This window comes from Vibrio sp. sp1, from assembly GCF_016920955.1.
Lineage (GTDB): Bacteria > Pseudomonadota > Gammaproteobacteria > Enterobacterales > Vibrionaceae > Vibrio > Vibrio alginolyticus.
In genome coordinates this window covers 2,324,004-2,340,512 of the sequence record NZ_CP060589.1, presented here as the reverse complement: position 1 = coordinate 2,340,512, position 16,509 = coordinate 2,324,004, and the positions used below count along the sequence as shown (strand labels likewise).

Genomic DNA, 16,509 nt, shown 5'->3' with positions numbered 1-16,509 from the left:
TAGCTGTATTTTTCTATCTCACCTTTAGTTGGCCGCCGAAGGAGAGAAGTAAATTCCTGATCAAACCTCATTATTTCTAATTTGGCTTTTTTTAGTTCCTGCATACACACCGTGTATCCACGTGATTAAGACTAACTTCGCAGCTAAAAACATCCAAATGGAACTTATTTTTTTTCTAAAAAAATATGAGCCACTCCAAAGTTCCATATAACTTATTGATCCAGATCTTATTTTTAACAACACCAACACAACTCAACAAAATATCATTTAAAATCAAACATTTAAATTTAGCCTGAAAGTATCAACTTGAAGTCACTCGCAGACTAAAAAAGCCAAAAAAACCAATAACCCAAGGTTCGATCTTGATCACTGAAAAGAACAAAGGCATCAATTACTCAATAAAAAAACACTTAATTATGAACAAGAAAAAGCCCCGCATGCTTACCATACGGGGCTTTTAGTTATTTTTTAGCTTTTTTGAGAAGACTTAATTCATCAATTCGAGTAAGTCTTGTTCTGTTTTAATTTCGATACCCAGTTCTTGTGCCTTTGCGAGCTTCGAACCTACATTTTCACCAGCAAACAAAATATCGGTTTTCTTAGAAACACTACCCGTCACTTTAGCCCCCAGTGCTTGGAGGGCTTCTTTGGCTTCTGTACGCCCCAGTTGAGAAAGTGTTCCCGTTAATACTACTGTTTTACCTTCTAATGGTAATTCCCCCACCTGCTCAGTAGTATTAATCTCTGGCCAATGAATTCCTTGTTCAAGCAAATCTTTAACCACCGCTTGGTTCTGTTCTTCACTAAAGAAAGTCGTAATATGTTGAGCAACCACAGCACCGATGTCTTGCACTTCAATCAACTGCTCTTCGGTAGCATTTTGGATCGCTCCCAACGTTTTAAAGTGCATTGCTAAGTTTGCTGCGGTTGCCTCGCCAACTTCACGGATCCCCAGTGAATACAAAAACCGAGGTAAAGTTGTTTCTTTGGATTTTTCTAACGCATTCACAATATTCTGCGCAGACTTTGGCCCCATGCGATCTAGTACGGTTAAAATCCCCGCTGATAACTTAAATAAGTCAGCAGGAGTTTTCACCATCTCACGATCAACAAGCTGCTCGATCACTTTATCGCCTAAACCGTCAACGTCTAACGCTTTACGAGAAACAAAGTGTTTTAGCGCTTGTTTGCGTTGGGCTTGGCAAACTAAGCCCCCCATACAACGTGTTACCGCTTCTCCTTCGATCCGCTCAACATGCGAACCACAAACAGGACACTGAGTTGGGAAAACAATATCTCGAGCTGTTTCTGGTCGGCGCTCTTTGATGACAGAAACGACTTGCGGAATAACATCGCCAGCACGGCGGATCACAACGTGATCACCAATCTTGACTTGCAGACGTTCTATCTCATCTGCGTTATGAAGCGTCGCATTACTTACCGTTACCCCACCAACAAATACAGGCTCTAGTTTAGCAACAGGTGTAATCGCACCAGTGCGACCGACTTGGAACTCCACTTCATTCAGTGTCGTCATTTCTTCCTGAGCTGGAAATTTGTAGGCAATCGCCCAACGTGGAGCGCGAGCAACAAAACCCAGACGCTCTTGCACGGCAATATCGTCAATTTTAATAACGACACCATCGATCTCATAAGGGAGGGCATCACGACGCTGCAATATATCTTGGTAGTAAGCTTTTACATCCGCCAAGCTTTCAACTCGCTTAGTTTCCGGACACATTGGCAGTCCCCAAGATTTGATTTGCAAAAAGCGTTCGTAATGACTTGCTGCCAATTCTGCACCTTGCACCACGCCTACACTGTATGCATAGAAGCTAAGCGGACGAGAAGCCGTAATACGTGAATCCAATTGTCGTAAGCTACCTGCCGCAGCGTTACGTGGATTAACAAAGATTTTCTCGCCTTTCTTCCTTGCTAATTCATTGAGCTTTTCAAACCCAGCTTTCGGCATAAAGACTTCACCACGAACTTCAAGACGATTTGGCCAGTCATTACCTCTGAGTTTTAAAGGAATAGCTTTAATCGTACGCACATTCTCTGTGATGTTTTCACCCGTAGTACCATCGCCTCGAGTGGCCGCCTGAACTAAAACGCCATTCTCATATAACAAACTTACGGCGAGTCCATCCAATTTAGGCTCACAACAGTATTCTTTCACACTCTGGCTGCCCACGCGCTCTTGTGCGCGCTTGTGGAAACTATCGAGTTCACTATCATCAAACGCGTTATCAAGCGAAAGCATCGGTACTTCATGTGTCACTTGGCTAAACGCAGAGAGAGGTTGCCCACCGACACGTTGGCTTGGCGAGTCTACGGTTATTAAGTCAGGGTTCTCAGCTTCAATATCCAGTAACTCTCGCATTAAACGGTCGTACTCGGCATCAGGGATCTCTGGGTTATCTTCCACGTAGTAACGCACAGCGTGGTAATGCAACGACTCTTTTAGTTCTTCTAGTCGCTGAAGTACTGATTCAGACATAGTAAAGCCCCGTGTATTTTCAATCGGTGAGGTTGGGAAATCCAAGAAAAAGGGCTCCATCCGGAGCCCTATTATTATTTGCTGTTAAGATTATGCGTTAGCGGCATTAAACTCAACTATTTGACGTCGATAAGATGCTAAACGATCTGGCGTCATTAAGTTGCGCTGGTCATCAAGTACGTTACCACCTAAGTCATCAGCAATTTGCTGCGCAGTTCGGAGCATTAAGTTGAAGTTCTGTTCAGCCTCGCCATAACAAGGCAATGTCATGAAGAATGAAATACCCTTCGTTGTAAACTCAGCAGGATCAGCATGCTCAAACGTACCAGGGTGCATCATATTAGCGACGCTAAACAGCACTTTGCCGTTACCGGACAAGTCAACATGACGATGGAAAATATCCATCTCGCCATAAATTAGACCGTTTTGTTGCATACTTTCAAATAAAGCAGTACCAACAAATGGCTCTTCACCAGCACAGTGCACATTCAATACAATCACTTGCATTTCAGGTTCTGGCTTTGGCTCTTCCTTAGGCTCTGCAACGACAGGCTCACTAACCGTTTCGACTTGCTGTTCTTTCTCCGTAATATCAAACGCGGCGGGAATAACGTCTTCTTCCACAGCAGGCTGGAATGGCTCTTCAGCTACTGTTGCTTGAACAACAGGCTCAACGTCCTCTTCTTTATTTTTTTCTGCAACAAATGAAGGGATGTCATCCGGCTCCTGCTGCGTCTGTTTGACTTCAGATGGACCACCGAATAACGGGTCAGATTCAAACTTGTTGTCGAAAGAGCTCGCCATCCCAAAATCTGGTTCTTTGCGATCTTTGCGAATGATCTCAAAGTCATCTTCAGGAGCGGGAGCGAAGTCTCGTTCTTTCTCAACAAGATCATTTTTGTCTTCTTGGTCAACATCCAGCTTACCAAGTGGCTTGTTACCAAACTTTGCTTTGCCTTCTTTTTTACTGCTCCATAAACCATGAAACAGTAATGCCGCGATGGCTAATGCGCCAACAACAATGAGTACGAATCGCAATTCCTGCATTATTTACTCTCAATATACTTGTTTTTACTACTCGCAGTTCCTTGAGCAGCAACCCAAGTGCAATAAATCTGAATGATACGTTTACTTTACCAAAACTATATGTAGATTTAGAACAACTTAATGCAAGAAGTTCCGTTTTTTGTTGTGATTCTTGCCACGATTCCACTTAACAAGACGTCATTTGTCAGGGCTTTGAAAGAAAAGTCCTCACAGGTACAATGAGTTTTCATTTACACGAAGCCAAAATAGACATGAAGAAAAACAATCAGCAGAGAACCGGGTTCGGTTATTTTCTATACGGGATACAATTGGCACTAGCCCCTAAAATCAGGCGCTTTGTCATCTTACCTCTACTTGCAAATATCTTGCTTGTAGGTGGTGCCATCTTCTATCTATTTTCAAACCTTAATATATGGATAGAAGGCTGGATTGGGCAGCTGCCTGAGTTTTTATCCTGGTTAACTTACATTCTTTGGCCTTTACTCGCTCTGACGATACTCGCTACCTTCTCCTATTTTTTCAGCACGCTCGCGAACTTTATCGCCGCGCCATTCAATGGCCTCTTGGCTGAAAAAGTGGAAGAGTACTTAACGGGACAAAAAGTAAATGATGATGGTTTCACTGCCGTCCTGAAAGATGTTCCTCGCGTTTTAGCTCGTGAGTGGAGAAAGCTCCTTTACATTTTACCTAAAGCAATAGGCCTATTCCTATTATTGCTCATCCCTGCCCTTGGACAAACAGTAGGCCCATTTTTATGGTTTATCTTTACCGCCTGGATGCTCGCGATTCAATATTGTGACTACCCGTTTGATAACCATAAAATCCCATTTAACGACATGCGTTACAAATTGAAACAAAAGCAAGGTAAGGCCTATGGCTTTGGGGTATTGGTGTCTGTGTTTACGACGATCCCAATTTTGAACCTCATTGTCATGCCTGTAGCAATATGTGGTGCAACCGCTATGTGGGTCGCGGAGTTTAAGCACCAACGATAGTCGATTAGAGATTAAGGAAAGGGATCAGCGCCAGCTTTTCCCTTTTCTTTTATCAAGTTCTGGGCCAACCTAATAAGATATAACTTTTTAATCCTTTTCCCTTTTTTTCATACCGCATATTCTTCTATCCATATTCACACAACGTGTAATGAAGGAACATCACTATGAGCAAAATCTACGAAGATAACTCTCTTACTATTGGTAATACACCTCTCGTTCGTCTAAACAAAGTAAGTAAAGGCAAAGTTCTCGCAAAAATTGAAGCGCGTAACCCTAGCTTCAGTGTTAAGTGCCGTATCGGTGCAAACATGATTTGGGAAGCAGAGAAAGCGGGCCTTCTTAAGCCAGGTGTAGAGCTTGTAGAACCTACCAGTGGTAACACTGGTGTTGCTCTAGCATTCGTAGCGGCTGCTCGCGGTTACAAGCTAACATTGACCATGCCTGAATCAATGAGCCTAGAACGCCGTAAGCTACTAAAAGCACTAGGCGCGAACCTTGAGCTGACTGAAGCGGCGAAAGGCATGAAAGGGGCGATTGCTAAAGCAGAAGAAATCGTAGCAAGCAACCCTGAGAAGTACCTACTTCTTCAACAATTTGACAACCCAGCGAACCCAGAAATCCACGAAAAGACTACGGGCCCTGAGATTTGGGAAGCGACAGACGGTGAAATCGACGTATTCGTTGCTGGTGTTGGTACGGGCGGTACTATCACAGGTACTAGCCGTTACATCAAAGGTGAAAAAGGCAAAGCCATCACTTCTGTTGCAGTTGAGCCAGCAGAGTCTCCGGTTATTGCACAAGCACTTGCTGGCGAAGAAATCCAACCTGCCCCACACAAAATTCAAGGTATCGGTGCTGGTTTCATCCCTGGTAACCTCGATTTAGACATTATTGACCGTGTTGAGCAAGTTACCTCAGAAGAAGCGATTGAGATGGCTCGTCGCCTAATGGAAGAGGAAGGTATCCTAGCTGGTATCTCATCTGGCGCAGCGGTTGTTGCAGCGAACCGACTTGCAGAACTACCTGAATTTGAAGGAAAAACAATTGTAACTGTCTTGCCAAGTTCCGGTGAGCGTTACCTAAGTACAGCACTCTTTGCAGGTATCTTTACCGAAAAAGAGAACCAACAATAATATGTGTTCAAATCAATTTTTAGTTTAAAAAAGCCCCGTTTAGGGGCTTTTTTGTTGATCCCTGCCCTACCTTTGGTAATATCAGGGTGTTTTATTTCTAGCTTCAAAATAAAGAAGCAGAACACAAAAAGGTTTCAAAGTGATTACGCACGCAAACAGTTGCGTAGTTACCAAACTTTTGACTAGTATCAGAACTGACGCGCTTTGAACTCTTCCCGTGCTAGCGCACAAGATGTAAAGCAGTTAAGCTAAAATCTGGTCACAAACTAACAAAAAAATACATTTATTGGGGTATATCACATGTACGAGAAGCAAGTAGAAATCACAGCAGAAAACGGCCTTCACACTCGTCCAGCTGCACAGTTTGTTAAAGAAGCAAAAGCATTCGACGCAGACATCACTGTGACTTCTAACGGTAAAAGCGCTAGCGCTAAGAGCCTGTTCAAACTACAAACACTAGGCCTAGTAAAAGGTACTCAAGTTACTATTTCTGCTGAAGGCCCACAAGCTCAGCAAGCAGTTGACCACCTAGTTGCTCTAATGGACCAACTACACTAATCCGGTCTCCTACTCCAGAAGCCATTTTGTGAAAGCAAAATGGCTTCGTTGGAAATAGGCTCAAAACTAAGCTAAAACTATTCGTTAGCGCACCCATTATTCTCCCGTTTTATAAAGTTGACCAAACTTAAGGTAAGGCTATGATTTCAGGCATCCTAGCATCTCCTGGTATTGCAATCGGTAAAGCACTACTACTTCAAGAAGATGAAATTGTCCTAAACACAAACACTATTTCTGACGATCAAGTAGAAGCTGAAGTTCAGCGTTTCTTTGACGCTCGTAACAAATCTGCAGCTCAGCTAGAAACTATCAAGCAAAAAGCGCTTGAAACGTTTGGCGAAGAAAAAGAAGCGATCTTTGAAGGTCACATCATGCTTCTTGAAGACGAAGAGCTAGAAGAGGAAATCCTAGCACTTATCAAAAACGACAAGATGACTGCTGATCACGCTATCCACTCAGTGATCGAAGAGCAAGCATGTGCTCTTGAGTCTCTAGACGACGAATACTTAAAAGAGCGTGCAACTGACATCCGCGATATCGGTTCTCGTTTTGTTAAGAACGCACTAGGCATCAACATTGTTTCGCTTAGCGATATCAACGAAGAAGTAATTCTTGTTGCTTACGACCTAACGCCATCTGAAACTGCACAAATCAACCTAGACTACGTGCTTGGTTTTGCTTGTGATATCGGCGGTCGTACATCTCACACTTCAATCATGGCTCGCTCACTTGAGCTTCCAGCTATCGTTGGTACTAACGACATCACGAAGAAAGTTAAGAATGGCGACATGCTGATTCTTGACGCAATGAACAACAAGATTGTTGTTAACCCATCAGAAGCTGAGCTAGAAGAAGCGAAAGCGGTTAAAGCAGCATTCCTAGCTGAAAAAGAAGAGCTAGCGAAACTGAAAGACCTACACGCAGAAACGACTGACGGTCACCGTGTAGAAGTTTGCGGTAACATCGGTACAGTGAAAGACTGTGACGGTATCCTTCGTAACGGCGGTGAAGGTGTTGGTCTGTACCGTACTGAATTCCTATTTATGGACCGTACTGCGCTACCAACTGAAGAAGAACAGTACCAAGCGTACAAAGAAGTTGCGGAAGCAATGAACGGTCAAGCTGTGATCATCCGTACTATGGATATCGGCGGCGATAAAGATCTCCCATACATGGATCTTCCAAAAGAGATGAACCCATTCCTAGGTTGGCGTGCTGTACGTATCAGTCTAGATCGTCGTGAAATCCTTCGTGATCAGCTACGTGGCATCCTACGTGCTTCTGCACACGGCAAACTGCGTATCATGTTCCCAATGATCATCTCTGTCGAAGAAATCCGTGAGCTTAAGAAAGCGATCGAAGAGTACAAAGAAGAGCTACGCGCTGAAGGCCACGCGTTCGACGAAAACATCGAAATCGGTGTTATGGTTGAAACTCCTGCTGCTGCTGCGATCGCACACCACTTAGCGAAGGAAGTGTCTTTCTTCTCTATCGGTACAAACGACCTAACTCAGTACACGCTAGCGGTTGACCGTGGTAACGAGATGATTTCTCACCTATACAACCCACTATCACCAGCTGTACTTACAGTGATCAAGCAAGTTATCGACGCTTCTCACGCAGAAGGTAAATGGACTGGTATGTGTGGTGAACTTGCAGGTGACGAGCGTGCAACACTTCTACTTCTAGGTATGGGTCTGGACGAGTTCTCAATGAGCGGCATTTCAATCCCTAAAGTGAAGAAAGTTGTTCGTAACTCTAACTTCGCAGAAGTGAAAGCAATGGCTGAAGAAGCCCTTTCTCTACCGACAGCAGAAGAAATCGAAGCCGTGGTAGAAAAGTTTATTGCTGAGAAAGCTCAGTAATCGGTAGTACCAAGTAATTCAATACTTAATGGCCATTAGACGGCGAAAAAAGTCGTCTAATGAGCTATATTGGTATACTATAATTCGACAGAATAAAACCAAACCTTAGGAGCATGACACAATGGGTCTGTTTGACAAACTTAAGAAGCTTGTATCTGATGACAGCGCTGACGCTGGTGCTATCGAAATCATCGCGCCACTTTCTGGTGAGATTGTAAACATCGAAGACGTGCCAGATGTTGTTTTCGCTGAGAAAATCGTTGGTGACGGTATTGCTATCAAGCCAGCAGGCAACAAAATGGTAGCTCCTGTAAACGGTACTATCGGTAAGATCTTCGAAACTAATCACGCGTTCTCTATCGAGTCTGACGACGGTGTTGAGCTTTTCGTTCACTTCGGTATCGACACAGTTGAACTAAAAGGCGAAGGCTTCACGCGTATCGCTGAAGAAGGTCAAACTGTTAAAGCTGGCGACACTGTAATTGAATTCGATCTAGCTCTTCTAGAAGAGAAAGCGAAGTCAACGCTAACTCCAGTTGTTATCTCTAACATGGACGAAATCAAAGAGCTAAACAAGCTTTCTGGTTCTGTAACTGTTGGTGAAACTCCAGTTCTACGTGTAACTAAGTAATTTTTACTTAATCGAACACGAAAAAACGCTGCCATTGGCAGCGTTTTTTATTACCTGAAATTTTGTTTCTAATCGACTTACATCAATGAAATCCGCTCAGCTAAGTAATCCAAGTGCCGAACTCGGCCTTTGCTTTGCCTGAGCCAATAACGCTGTTGTCGCATCTTGGAGCACTTGAGAACGCACCATTTCCGTAGATTCTCTTGCGAAGTCTGTATCTCTTATTCGACTCTTGGATTCTGTAACACTCCGATTCACAGTATTTAAGTTATCCATCGAGCCGTTTACACGGTTCTGAAAGCTGCCAATTTCACTTCGGTGCGAATCAACGTACTTAATTGCTGCATCAATCACCCCGACTGAAAGCTGAGCCTTACCTGCCGTCGACATATCAATGTCATCCATTGTGACTAATTGACCAGCGCTCACATCAAGCTCATCCGCTAAACTCCCATCGAGAACCACACCCTCTGGCGCCTTCATCGTAGAAGCGAAGAATTGCAGTTCGTTGTTTTCCGTTACTGAAGCATTCACTATCGATTGTTGAGCATTGATGTAAGTGGCGACCTGTTCTATACGGTCACCCAATTTGAGTCCAATGGATTCCGTTTGGGTTTGCCCTTTACTGTCTTGGTATTCGACTTTTAGGGTTTGGTTATCTTTAGTGACTCGCCAATCTTTATCGATCGCATCACCAACATAATGCTGCCCTCCCATCTCTGGGATATGGCTACGCATGTTACGTAACGTCAAAGAGATTGAATTAGCGTTCGCGCCAATATGGAAACTTTGTGAACCGTAAGATCCATCAAACAGGTTTTTATCCGCAAATGTTGTCGTGATCGCGACACGATCAAGCTCATCTTGCAGCGCTACGACCTCATATTGAATACTTTGCCGATCACTTGAGTCATAACTGCCGTTTGCTGCTTGAAGCCCCAGAGAGCGTAAGCGTTGCAATATGTCACTGCTTTCGTGCAATGCTCCCTCCGCTGTTTGAGCAACAGAAAAAGCGTCGTGTGCATTTCTTAAGGCGACATCAAGCCCTCTCGTTTGTACATGGAGAGTATTCGATATCTGTAAACCTGCCGCATCATCGCTCGCCGAGTTGATTCGAAACCCCGAAGTTAGGTTGCGTTGTGACTCAACATTTTGCGCAGCTGCTTGACTCAGGTGTCTCTGCGCCACCATCGCAGAAACATTGGAATTTAAAGAGATCATCTAATCGATATGAATGCCTTATCGAACATAATGTCAGGACACATCTGAATCGTTATAGCCAATAAGCAAAAAGCCAGGGATGAGCCTGGCTTTGGTTTCTTGCTTTGTTAAATAGATTAACCTAGCAGACTTAGCGCTGAGTTAGGCGCTTGTTTCGCTTGCGCAAGGATTGAGCTTGACGCTTGCGATAGAATTTGTGATTTGGTCATTGCCGTTGTTTCTTTCGCGAAGTCAGTATCTTTGATACGGCTCTTCGACGCATTCACGTTCTCGTTAATGTTGTCCAAGTTGCTGATTGCGTGGTTGAAACGGTTCTGGAATGCACCCAGCTCTGCGCGGTGGCTGTCTACGTATTTCAGTGCCGCATCGATGATAGCAACAGATTCTTGTGCGCCACCAACTGAGGTTACGTCGATAGTATCTACCGTTACCTTTTTGCCTTCGCCCAAACCTAGTTCACCAGATAGACCACCTGAAAACTCGACCTCGCCCTCAACTTTGTTGTTGCCAGCGAAGATTTGCAGTTTACCGTCTTGGTCTACTGACGCTTTCACTAGGTCAGTTTGACCGTTAATGTAAGTCGCAAGCTCTTCGATATCGTCACCCGCTTTTGCGCTGATGTTGATTTCTTGCTCTTGGCCGTAGCTGTCCGTTAGGTTGATTTTTAGGTCGTTCTTACCTTCAGCAACGTTCCAGTCTTTACCTTTACCACTTTCAGCTTGGTAGCTCACACCGCCCATCATTTTGTTGTCTGAACGCATGTCTTTTAGCTCAAGCATCACTGCTTCACCGTTATCTGCACCGATTTGGAACGATTTCGCACCGTGGGTACCGTTTAGCAGCTTGTTACCACCGAAAGAAGTGGTTTCTGCGATACGGTTTAGTTCGTCGTTTAGCGCGGTCACTTCTTCTTGAATCGCCACACGTTCTGCTTTCGAGTTTGAACCGTTTGCTGATTGTAGAGACAAATCACGCATACGTTGAAGAATGTTAGTGGTCTCATTCATTGCACCTTCAGCAGTTTGTGCAATCGAGATACCGTCGTTCGCGTTGCGAACCGCTACATCCAAACCACGGCTTTGTACGTTCAAACGGTTCGAGATTTGTAGACCCGCAGCGTCATCTTTTGCGCTGTTGATTTTGAAACCTGAAGACAAACGCTCCATAGAAGTTTGTTGAGCTGAGTTTGCGTTGTTTAGGTAACGCTGAGCGGTCATCGCTGATACGTTAGTGTTTACATTCACTGCCATGGTGATTTCTCCAATTGATTTTCCGGTGTAGCGGTTTCCGACGTCTCGGAAAACCAAGTAGTTCTCTCAAAGTTACCTCTATTAACGACACCAAATTCAGAAGCTTTAGAAAAAAGTTTAAAAAAATAACATTGCGAGATTTAGCTAATAAAATTGAAGAAAAGTAAGAAAAAGTGCTCAAGTTTCCACAAATCGAGCCGAGAGGGCCAGATTGTATAGAAAACCAGCAAAAGGAAACAATTGAAGATAAGTTCGCAGACGATAGACGTAAGAATTAGAAAAGAAAAAGCCCCTTTTCCTTTGAGAGAACTGGGGCTAGGTTGGTCGCCAGAGCCTATGTGGAGATCAAGAGAAATGAACACATTTCCGGCATACCGAGTGCAACTTTACATTGAAAATGATTGGCAGGTGAGAGATGAGAGAGCCGCTCATTCTATTGTAAAGTTGCTTGCCAAAAGCCTGCATTCCCATCCACGTCTGAATGTATTGAGTACAGGCTAAGTAAACTACTGCAATAGTGACATTGCAGAGTTTGGCAACTGTTTCGCTTGAGCAAGAATCGATGTACCTGCTTGTTGCAAAATTTGTGCTTTGGTCATTTGCGTGGTTTCTTTCGCAAAATCTGTATCTTTAATTCGGCTGTTCGATGCGTCAACGTTTTCTTGGATATTCGCCAAGTTGTTGATGCTGTGACTCAAACGGTTTTGCTTCGCACCTAAGTCTGCACGTTGCGAGTCTACGTATTTCAGTGCCGAATCCAGCACAGAAATCGCGTTTTGAGAACCTTGTACCGTGGTCATATCAATATCTTGTACTGACGTTCTGATAGGTTCGTCACTCAGGCCAAGCTCAGATGCTAATCCACCAGAAATAGAAATCTCACCCTGAACGTTTGGATGCGCGACAAAAACTTGCAACTTGCCATCTTCACTTACAGACGCATTAATCATATCAGACTGACCATTAATGTAAGTGGCAAGCTCTTCGATGTCGTCGCCCGCTTTGGCATTAATGTTGATTTCTAGATCATCAACATTGCCGTCTTCGTCTTCACCCATACCTGGTAGCGTAATCTTCAAGTCAGATTTAGCTGGGTCAACGCTCCAGTTTTTATCTTTACCGTTCTCAGATAAGAAGGTCACACCGCCCATGCGCGTATCGTCCGCACGAATGCTGGTAAGTCCCATGATCATGGCTTCACCTGAGCTCGCACCAATCTGGAATGCTGCTTCACCGAATGAGCCGTTCAATAGACGACGACCACCAAATGAAGTGGTTTCTGCAATACGGTTTAGCTCGTCAATCAATGCCATTGACTCTTCGTTGATCGCCTGACGCTCAGCCGGAGAGTTAGTACCGTTCGATGATTGAATCGCAAGGTCACGCATTCGTTGCATGACAGAGGTTGCCTCATTCATCGCACCTTCAGCGGTTTGTGCAATCGAGATACCATCGTTCGCGTTACGCATTGCGACATCTAGGCCACGAGACTGTGCAGTTAAGCGGTTAGAGATCTGTAGACCTGCCGCATCATCTTTTGCACTGTTAATCTTATGTCCTGAAGATAAGCGCTCCATCGACGTGTTTAATTCATCAGTCGCTTTGTTTAGGTAACGCTGCGCGGTCATCGCGGAGACGTTAGTACTAACTGTTACAGCCATTTTGCTCTCCTGTTGAGTTCGCAAGCTTTTGCGAAGCGGCCAGCTTTACTCTCATTTGGATAAGCACTGACCGTAAAAGTTACTTGCTAAATCTGCCTTAAACGCAGGGTTTAGAATCTCTAAATCTGTTCTGATATTTTCAATACAATTTGTGTGCCAACTTGCGTAAATTATTTAACTAATTTTAAAAGAATCAGATAAACAATAAGTTAGCTTTATCATTAAGCTATTTCAGGTTTGTCAGACTCATCTTAGCCCAAGGGTATTGAACGCTGCCCTGTTGCCGCCCGACTTGCCTCCCGCATCATTGCCGCTTTGGGTAAAATCGTGCCGCATGACATCTCAGACTCTCAGGTTACGCCGACTTATCGCGCTTAAGGCTTTGCACATAAGGCATCAAAATCAGACAATGTGTATGAGTGTCATACTAGATGTAGTTAAACAACGTTAGATCTTTGGTCTTACCGAATGCTTGTTGCGATGCCTGTAACGCTCGCGAGTTTTCACTGAACTCGATCACGGCTTTAGAGTAATCCAAGTCCTCAAAGTTGCTCTTCGCTTTTGCCAGAGACAAATTAAAGTCTTCATGATTTTGCTCTTGGATATCCAGCGTACTCAATCGAGCACCGGCATCTGTACGCGCTTTATTCAAGTGGATAAAAGCAGCGTGGAATTCTTCTGTCATTTGGTGCAATTTAGCAGTCGCCGACGTATCCGAAACCGATTTGTCTGACCATGCCATTGCATCCTTGAAGGTATCGAAAATGCTGAACTCTGCCCGCTTTTCGATCTCAATGCTGTCACCAGGCGTAATTTGGCCTTTTACGTGCACTTTCAGGCCTTTGTATTCAATCCCTTTCTCTGGAGAAAACTCATCGGCATCCACTACTTTGCCGTTACGCTCTAATTGGTAACCAAATTTGCCGTTATTCATATCGACAAATGTCACGCGATACGCCGCATCATCCTTCGTATCAACGTTAGTGGCTTTGTTTAGCAACAGCTCAGAGCCGTTTTGTAGATCGTAATTCGGCTGATAGTCGCCAAATGGGTTTGGTATCTCCATAAACAGCTTGCTGCCAGGATCGTTCATTGGCATCTCAAGCATGCTGGAGACTTTCATTTTGCGCTGATAATCGTCCCCAGCGTATTGCACGCTACCGTCTTTATCGCGATAAAATGGTTGGCTTTTTGGCTTAGTGCCAGCAAACACGTAGTTACCAGATTCATCTTGCGAGTTCACCAAGTTAAGGAAGTTGTTCGCAATCTCTTCTAGCTCACGCTTCTTTGCTTGTCGGTCTTCCGCAGAAAACGCACCGTTAATCATCTCCATCGTTAAGCGCTTCGACTCGTCGGCAAAATTCTCCGCATTGGCGATATTAACTTCGTGGTTTTCTAGACGATTACGCACCAACACTATCGAGCTAAGATATTGTTGTAGCTGTTCTTGTTGCTGACTAATGTTTTGGATGTAATGCGCAGCGAGGGGGTCGTCACTAGGTTTCAGTAACTTTTTCCCTGAAGCAAGCTGCTCTTGGTTGTGGTGAACCTTATTCTCTTGACGACGCAGATCATTTTGTACGGACTGATAGTTATGGAAACTAGAAATTCGGGTTAGCACTTATCTCTTCTCCTTACCTCAGTTGTAAAATGGTATTGAAGGTATCATTCGCCGCTTGCATCACACGTGATGAAGCCATATACGCTTGTTGAAACTTCATCATGTTGGCCGCTTCTTCATCGAGGTTAACACCAGAAATAGAAGCAACGCGCTCTTGCGCCGCTTCATGCTCTAAACGAGCGACGGAGGCTAAACGGTTTGCTGTAGAAGACTTCAGTCCAACTTCGGTATTGAGGTTATGATAAACATCGATCAAGGTACTGGATTTTCCATCCATCATCTTGTCTGTTTGGATCTTCTGCATTTTTCTCAAGTTGCCGTTACCACCTTCAGAAGGCACCAAGTTTGCGGTGAATTTATCATTCATCAGCGCGCCTTCGCTCAACTCAAACACGGTTGCATCGCCGTTTTTATACAGCGGATGGCTTTTCGGCACTGAGATTTCAATCATCGAGTTATCTTTATCTAACGGGTATGAGTATTTGTCCGATAGTAAATTACCCTTTTTATCCGTGATCTTTAACCACGGCTTATCATGCTTCTCGTCGGCTGGTTGTACGGTAACCTCAAACTCTTTAACATCCCCCGCCTCACGAATTTTGAACTTGGCGTTACCTTGGGCAAAAGTGGTTGAGGCTTCATAACTTTGTGCGGCAATAGCTTTTGCGTCATTGGTTTCCATCTTTATGATGGCTGCACCACTTCTCGTTGGGCGTAGCAATACGCGCTCACCGGCGGCAAGGCCTTCACCAATTTGCACTTTCATACCATCCAGAACAAACGACGAATCCGAACGGTCGATGTTCAACGACATTTGCTCACCTTTCGGTGTTGTCACGCTATATTGGTCGCCATCAAAACGCAGCGAATATTCACCACCTTTGATCGCGGAAATGTCCTCGATGTAAACCGCAACATCAGCTTGTGAGTCAGGCGCAGAAAAAACTCGAGATTTTGCCACCAGCTCAGAGTTTACGTCGGTAAATACGTCTTTACCTATCTTACCGTTGAGATCCAGACCTTGAGATTGCAGCTGATTAATTTTGTAGGAGAAACCCGTCGCTAAACGGCCCATTTCATCTTGCAGTTGTGGGATGTGTTTGTCGCGCATTTCAAGTAAAGCGCCGATTTTGCCATCCATATCATCAGACTTGATCGCTTTAATGCCATTCCCTTCCACCATTGCTAATCGTCTTTGATGAACATCCGGATAGCCATCGATCATTTTGAGCTGGCTTGCTTCCGTGCCAGAAACAAGAGTGTGTCCATTGCCGATATGAACATTAAACCCTTCCGCATTTTTGCGTGGGGTTACGGTAACTTTGGTGTATTCTGACAGCTCAGTAACCAGCTTTTCATGCTGATCCATCAGGTCATTATGTGGACCGGGAGTACGCATCATCAGTCGATGAATATCGCGAATTTCCAAAGCAAGTTGATTAACGCGCTCAATGCCCATATCCAATTTTTTATTGGTGACATCAGATTGCAGTCGCACGGTTTCGTGGAAATCATTTAATGTATCAGAGAAGATTTTTGCCTTTTCCAATACCACTTTTCGTGCCCCTAAATCGTTCGGGGTATCTGCCATGGTTTTTACCGCATCGAACCACTCATTCAGGTTCTCGGGAATTTTCTTCGATGCCACAGAGCTCAACATGCTAGAAAGCATATCAAGATTATCTTGGGTATCCGTTTTGTTGGCATTGTTGGTCGACGACAGGTTCAGTTCATTCACGGCAAACTGATCCCACGAGCGGCGAACATTTTCCACATGCACACCCATGCCGTAGGTAGAACCACCAAACATGCGCGGATCATTCGTGCCTTGGATAACAGACTGACGGCTATAACCCTCTGTATTAACATTAGAAATGTTATGACCAGTGGTGTTTAATTGTCTCTGAGCAGTAAGCACACTTTGAGTACCTACATTCAGAAGATCTGACGCCATACATGCCCCCGAAAACGAAATATAAATCGGCAAAACCGATCACCTAGACACATTAAAAGCAAAAGATGTGCCA

12 protein-coding genes are annotated in these 16,509 nt (G+C 44.3%); 5 read left to right on the top strand and 7 right to left on the bottom strand.

The window, feature by feature from the left end:
• Positions 1 to 487: 487 nt before the first annotated feature.
• Together ligA and zipA are read right to left on the bottom strand one after the other, a co-directional pair.
• A complete protein-coding gene (ligA, locus tag H9L11_RS11035) occupies positions 488 to 2,500 on the bottom strand; it encodes an NAD-dependent DNA ligase LigA (RefSeq protein WP_205390753.1) in 2,013 nt (670 codons plus the stop codon).
• A gap of 90 nt (positions 2,501 to 2,590) precedes the next feature.
• Positions 2,591 to 3,547: a cell division protein ZipA gene (zipA, locus tag H9L11_RS11030; protein WP_205390752.1), complete on the bottom strand. Its 957-nt coding sequence runs from the start codon at positions 3,545 to 3,547 to the stop codon at positions 2,591 to 2,593.
• 251 nt (positions 3,548 to 3,798) lie between these two features.
• Between zipA and cysZ the strand changes: the two genes are divergently transcribed.
• From cysZ to crr, 5 genes are all read left to right on the top strand, one after another.
• On the top strand, positions 3,799 to 4,542 hold the full coding sequence (gene cysZ, locus H9L11_RS11025) for a sulfate transporter CysZ (protein WP_025767003.1): 744 nt from the start codon (positions 3,799 to 3,801) through the stop codon (positions 4,540 to 4,542).
• Between the two features lie 164 nt (positions 4,543 to 4,706).
• Complete coding sequence (gene cysK / locus H9L11_RS11020; RefSeq protein WP_005382045.1) at positions 4,707 to 5,675, top strand: cysteine synthase A; 969 nt, start codon at positions 4,707 to 4,709, stop codon at positions 5,673 to 5,675.
• A gap of 300 nt (positions 5,676 to 5,975) precedes the next feature.
• Entirely contained in the window at positions 5,976 to 6,233 is a 258-nt protein-coding gene (locus H9L11_RS11015; protein WP_005382043.1) for an HPr family phosphocarrier protein, read from the top strand.
• A gap of 140 nt (positions 6,234 to 6,373) precedes the next feature.
• On the top strand, positions 6,374 to 8,098 hold the full coding sequence (gene ptsI, locus H9L11_RS11010; protein WP_005389298.1) for a phosphoenolpyruvate-protein phosphotransferase PtsI: 1,725 nt from the start codon (positions 6,374 to 6,376) through the stop codon (positions 8,096 to 8,098).
• A gap of 121 nt (positions 8,099 to 8,219) precedes the next feature.
• Positions 8,220 to 8,729 carry a PTS glucose transporter subunit IIA gene (crr, locus tag H9L11_RS11005; protein ID WP_005382041.1) on the top strand — a complete coding sequence of 170 codons (510 nt, stop codon included), beginning with the start codon at positions 8,220 to 8,222 and terminating at the stop codon, positions 8,727 to 8,729.
• A 96-nt stretch (positions 8,730 to 8,825) separates the two neighbouring features.
• Here crr and H9L11_RS11000 read toward each other — a convergent pair whose 3' ends face one another.
• The 5 genes from H9L11_RS11000 to flgK form a co-directional block, all read right to left on the bottom strand.
• Positions 8,826 to 9,950 carry a flagellin gene (locus H9L11_RS11000; RefSeq protein ID WP_033906927.1) on the bottom strand — a complete coding sequence of 375 codons (1,125 nt, stop codon included), beginning with the start codon at positions 9,948 to 9,950 and terminating at the stop codon, positions 8,826 to 8,828.
• A gap of 116 nt (positions 9,951 to 10,066) precedes the next feature.
• The gene (locus tag H9L11_RS10995; RefSeq protein WP_005380447.1) at positions 10,067 to 11,200 is read right to left on the bottom strand and encodes a flagellin; all 1,134 of its coding nucleotides are present in this window, start codon (positions 11,198 to 11,200) and stop codon (positions 10,067 to 10,069) included.
• 506 nt (positions 11,201 to 11,706) lie between these two features.
• Positions 11,707 to 12,861 (bottom strand): flagellin, encoded by a 1,155-nt coding sequence (locus H9L11_RS10990; protein ID WP_005382038.1) that lies wholly within the window; start codon positions 12,859 to 12,861, stop codon positions 11,707 to 11,709.
• A 427-nt stretch (positions 12,862 to 13,288) separates the two neighbouring features.
• On the bottom strand, positions 13,289 to 14,482 hold the full coding sequence (gene flgL / locus H9L11_RS10985) for a flagellar hook-associated protein FlgL (protein WP_017634832.1): 1,194 nt from the start codon (positions 14,480 to 14,482) through the stop codon (positions 13,289 to 13,291).
• Between the two features lie 13 nt (positions 14,483 to 14,495).
• The gene (flgK, locus tag H9L11_RS10980) at positions 14,496 to 16,436 is read right to left on the bottom strand and encodes a flagellar hook-associated protein FlgK (protein ID WP_205390751.1); all 1,941 of its coding nucleotides are present in this window, start codon (positions 16,434 to 16,436) and stop codon (positions 14,496 to 14,498) included.
• Positions 16,437 to 16,509 lie beyond the last annotated feature (73 nt).

What these genes read in the sequence shown, in the direction of transcription:
- ligA (WP_205390753.1), bottom strand. Translation starts at nt 2,500, where the DNA reads ATGTCTGAATCAGTACTTCAGCGACTAGAAGAACTAAAAGAGTCGTTG.
- zipA (WP_205390752.1), bottom strand. Translation starts at nt 3,547, where the DNA reads ATGCAGGAATTGCGATTCGTACTCATTGTTGTTGGCGCATTAGCCATC.
- cysZ (WP_025767003.1), top strand. Translation starts at nt 3,799, where the DNA reads ATGAAGAAAAACAATCAGCAGAGAACCGGGTTCGGTTATTTTCTATAC.
- cysK (WP_005382045.1), top strand. Translation starts at nt 4,707, where the DNA reads ATGAGCAAAATCTACGAAGATAACTCTCTTACTATTGGTAATACACCT.
- H9L11_RS11015 (WP_005382043.1), top strand. Translation starts at nt 5,976, where the DNA reads ATGTACGAGAAGCAAGTAGAAATCACAGCAGAAAACGGCCTTCACACT.
- ptsI (WP_005389298.1), top strand. Translation starts at nt 6,374, where the DNA reads ATGATTTCAGGCATCCTAGCATCTCCTGGTATTGCAATCGGTAAAGCA.
- crr (WP_005382041.1), top strand. Translation starts at nt 8,220, where the DNA reads ATGGGTCTGTTTGACAAACTTAAGAAGCTTGTATCTGATGACAGCGCT.
- H9L11_RS11000 (WP_033906927.1), bottom strand. Translation starts at nt 9,950, where the DNA reads ATGATCTCTTTAAATTCCAATGTTTCTGCGATGGTGGCGCAGAGACAC.
- H9L11_RS10995 (WP_005380447.1), bottom strand. Translation starts at nt 11,200, where the DNA reads ATGGCAGTGAATGTAAACACTAACGTATCAGCGATGACCGCTCAGCGT.
- H9L11_RS10990 (WP_005382038.1), bottom strand. Translation starts at nt 12,861, where the DNA reads ATGGCTGTAACAGTTAGTACTAACGTCTCCGCGATGACCGCGCAGCGT.
- flgK (WP_205390751.1), bottom strand. Translation starts at nt 16,436, where the DNA reads ATGGCGTCAGATCTTCTGAATGTAGGTACTCAAAGTGTGCTTACTGCT.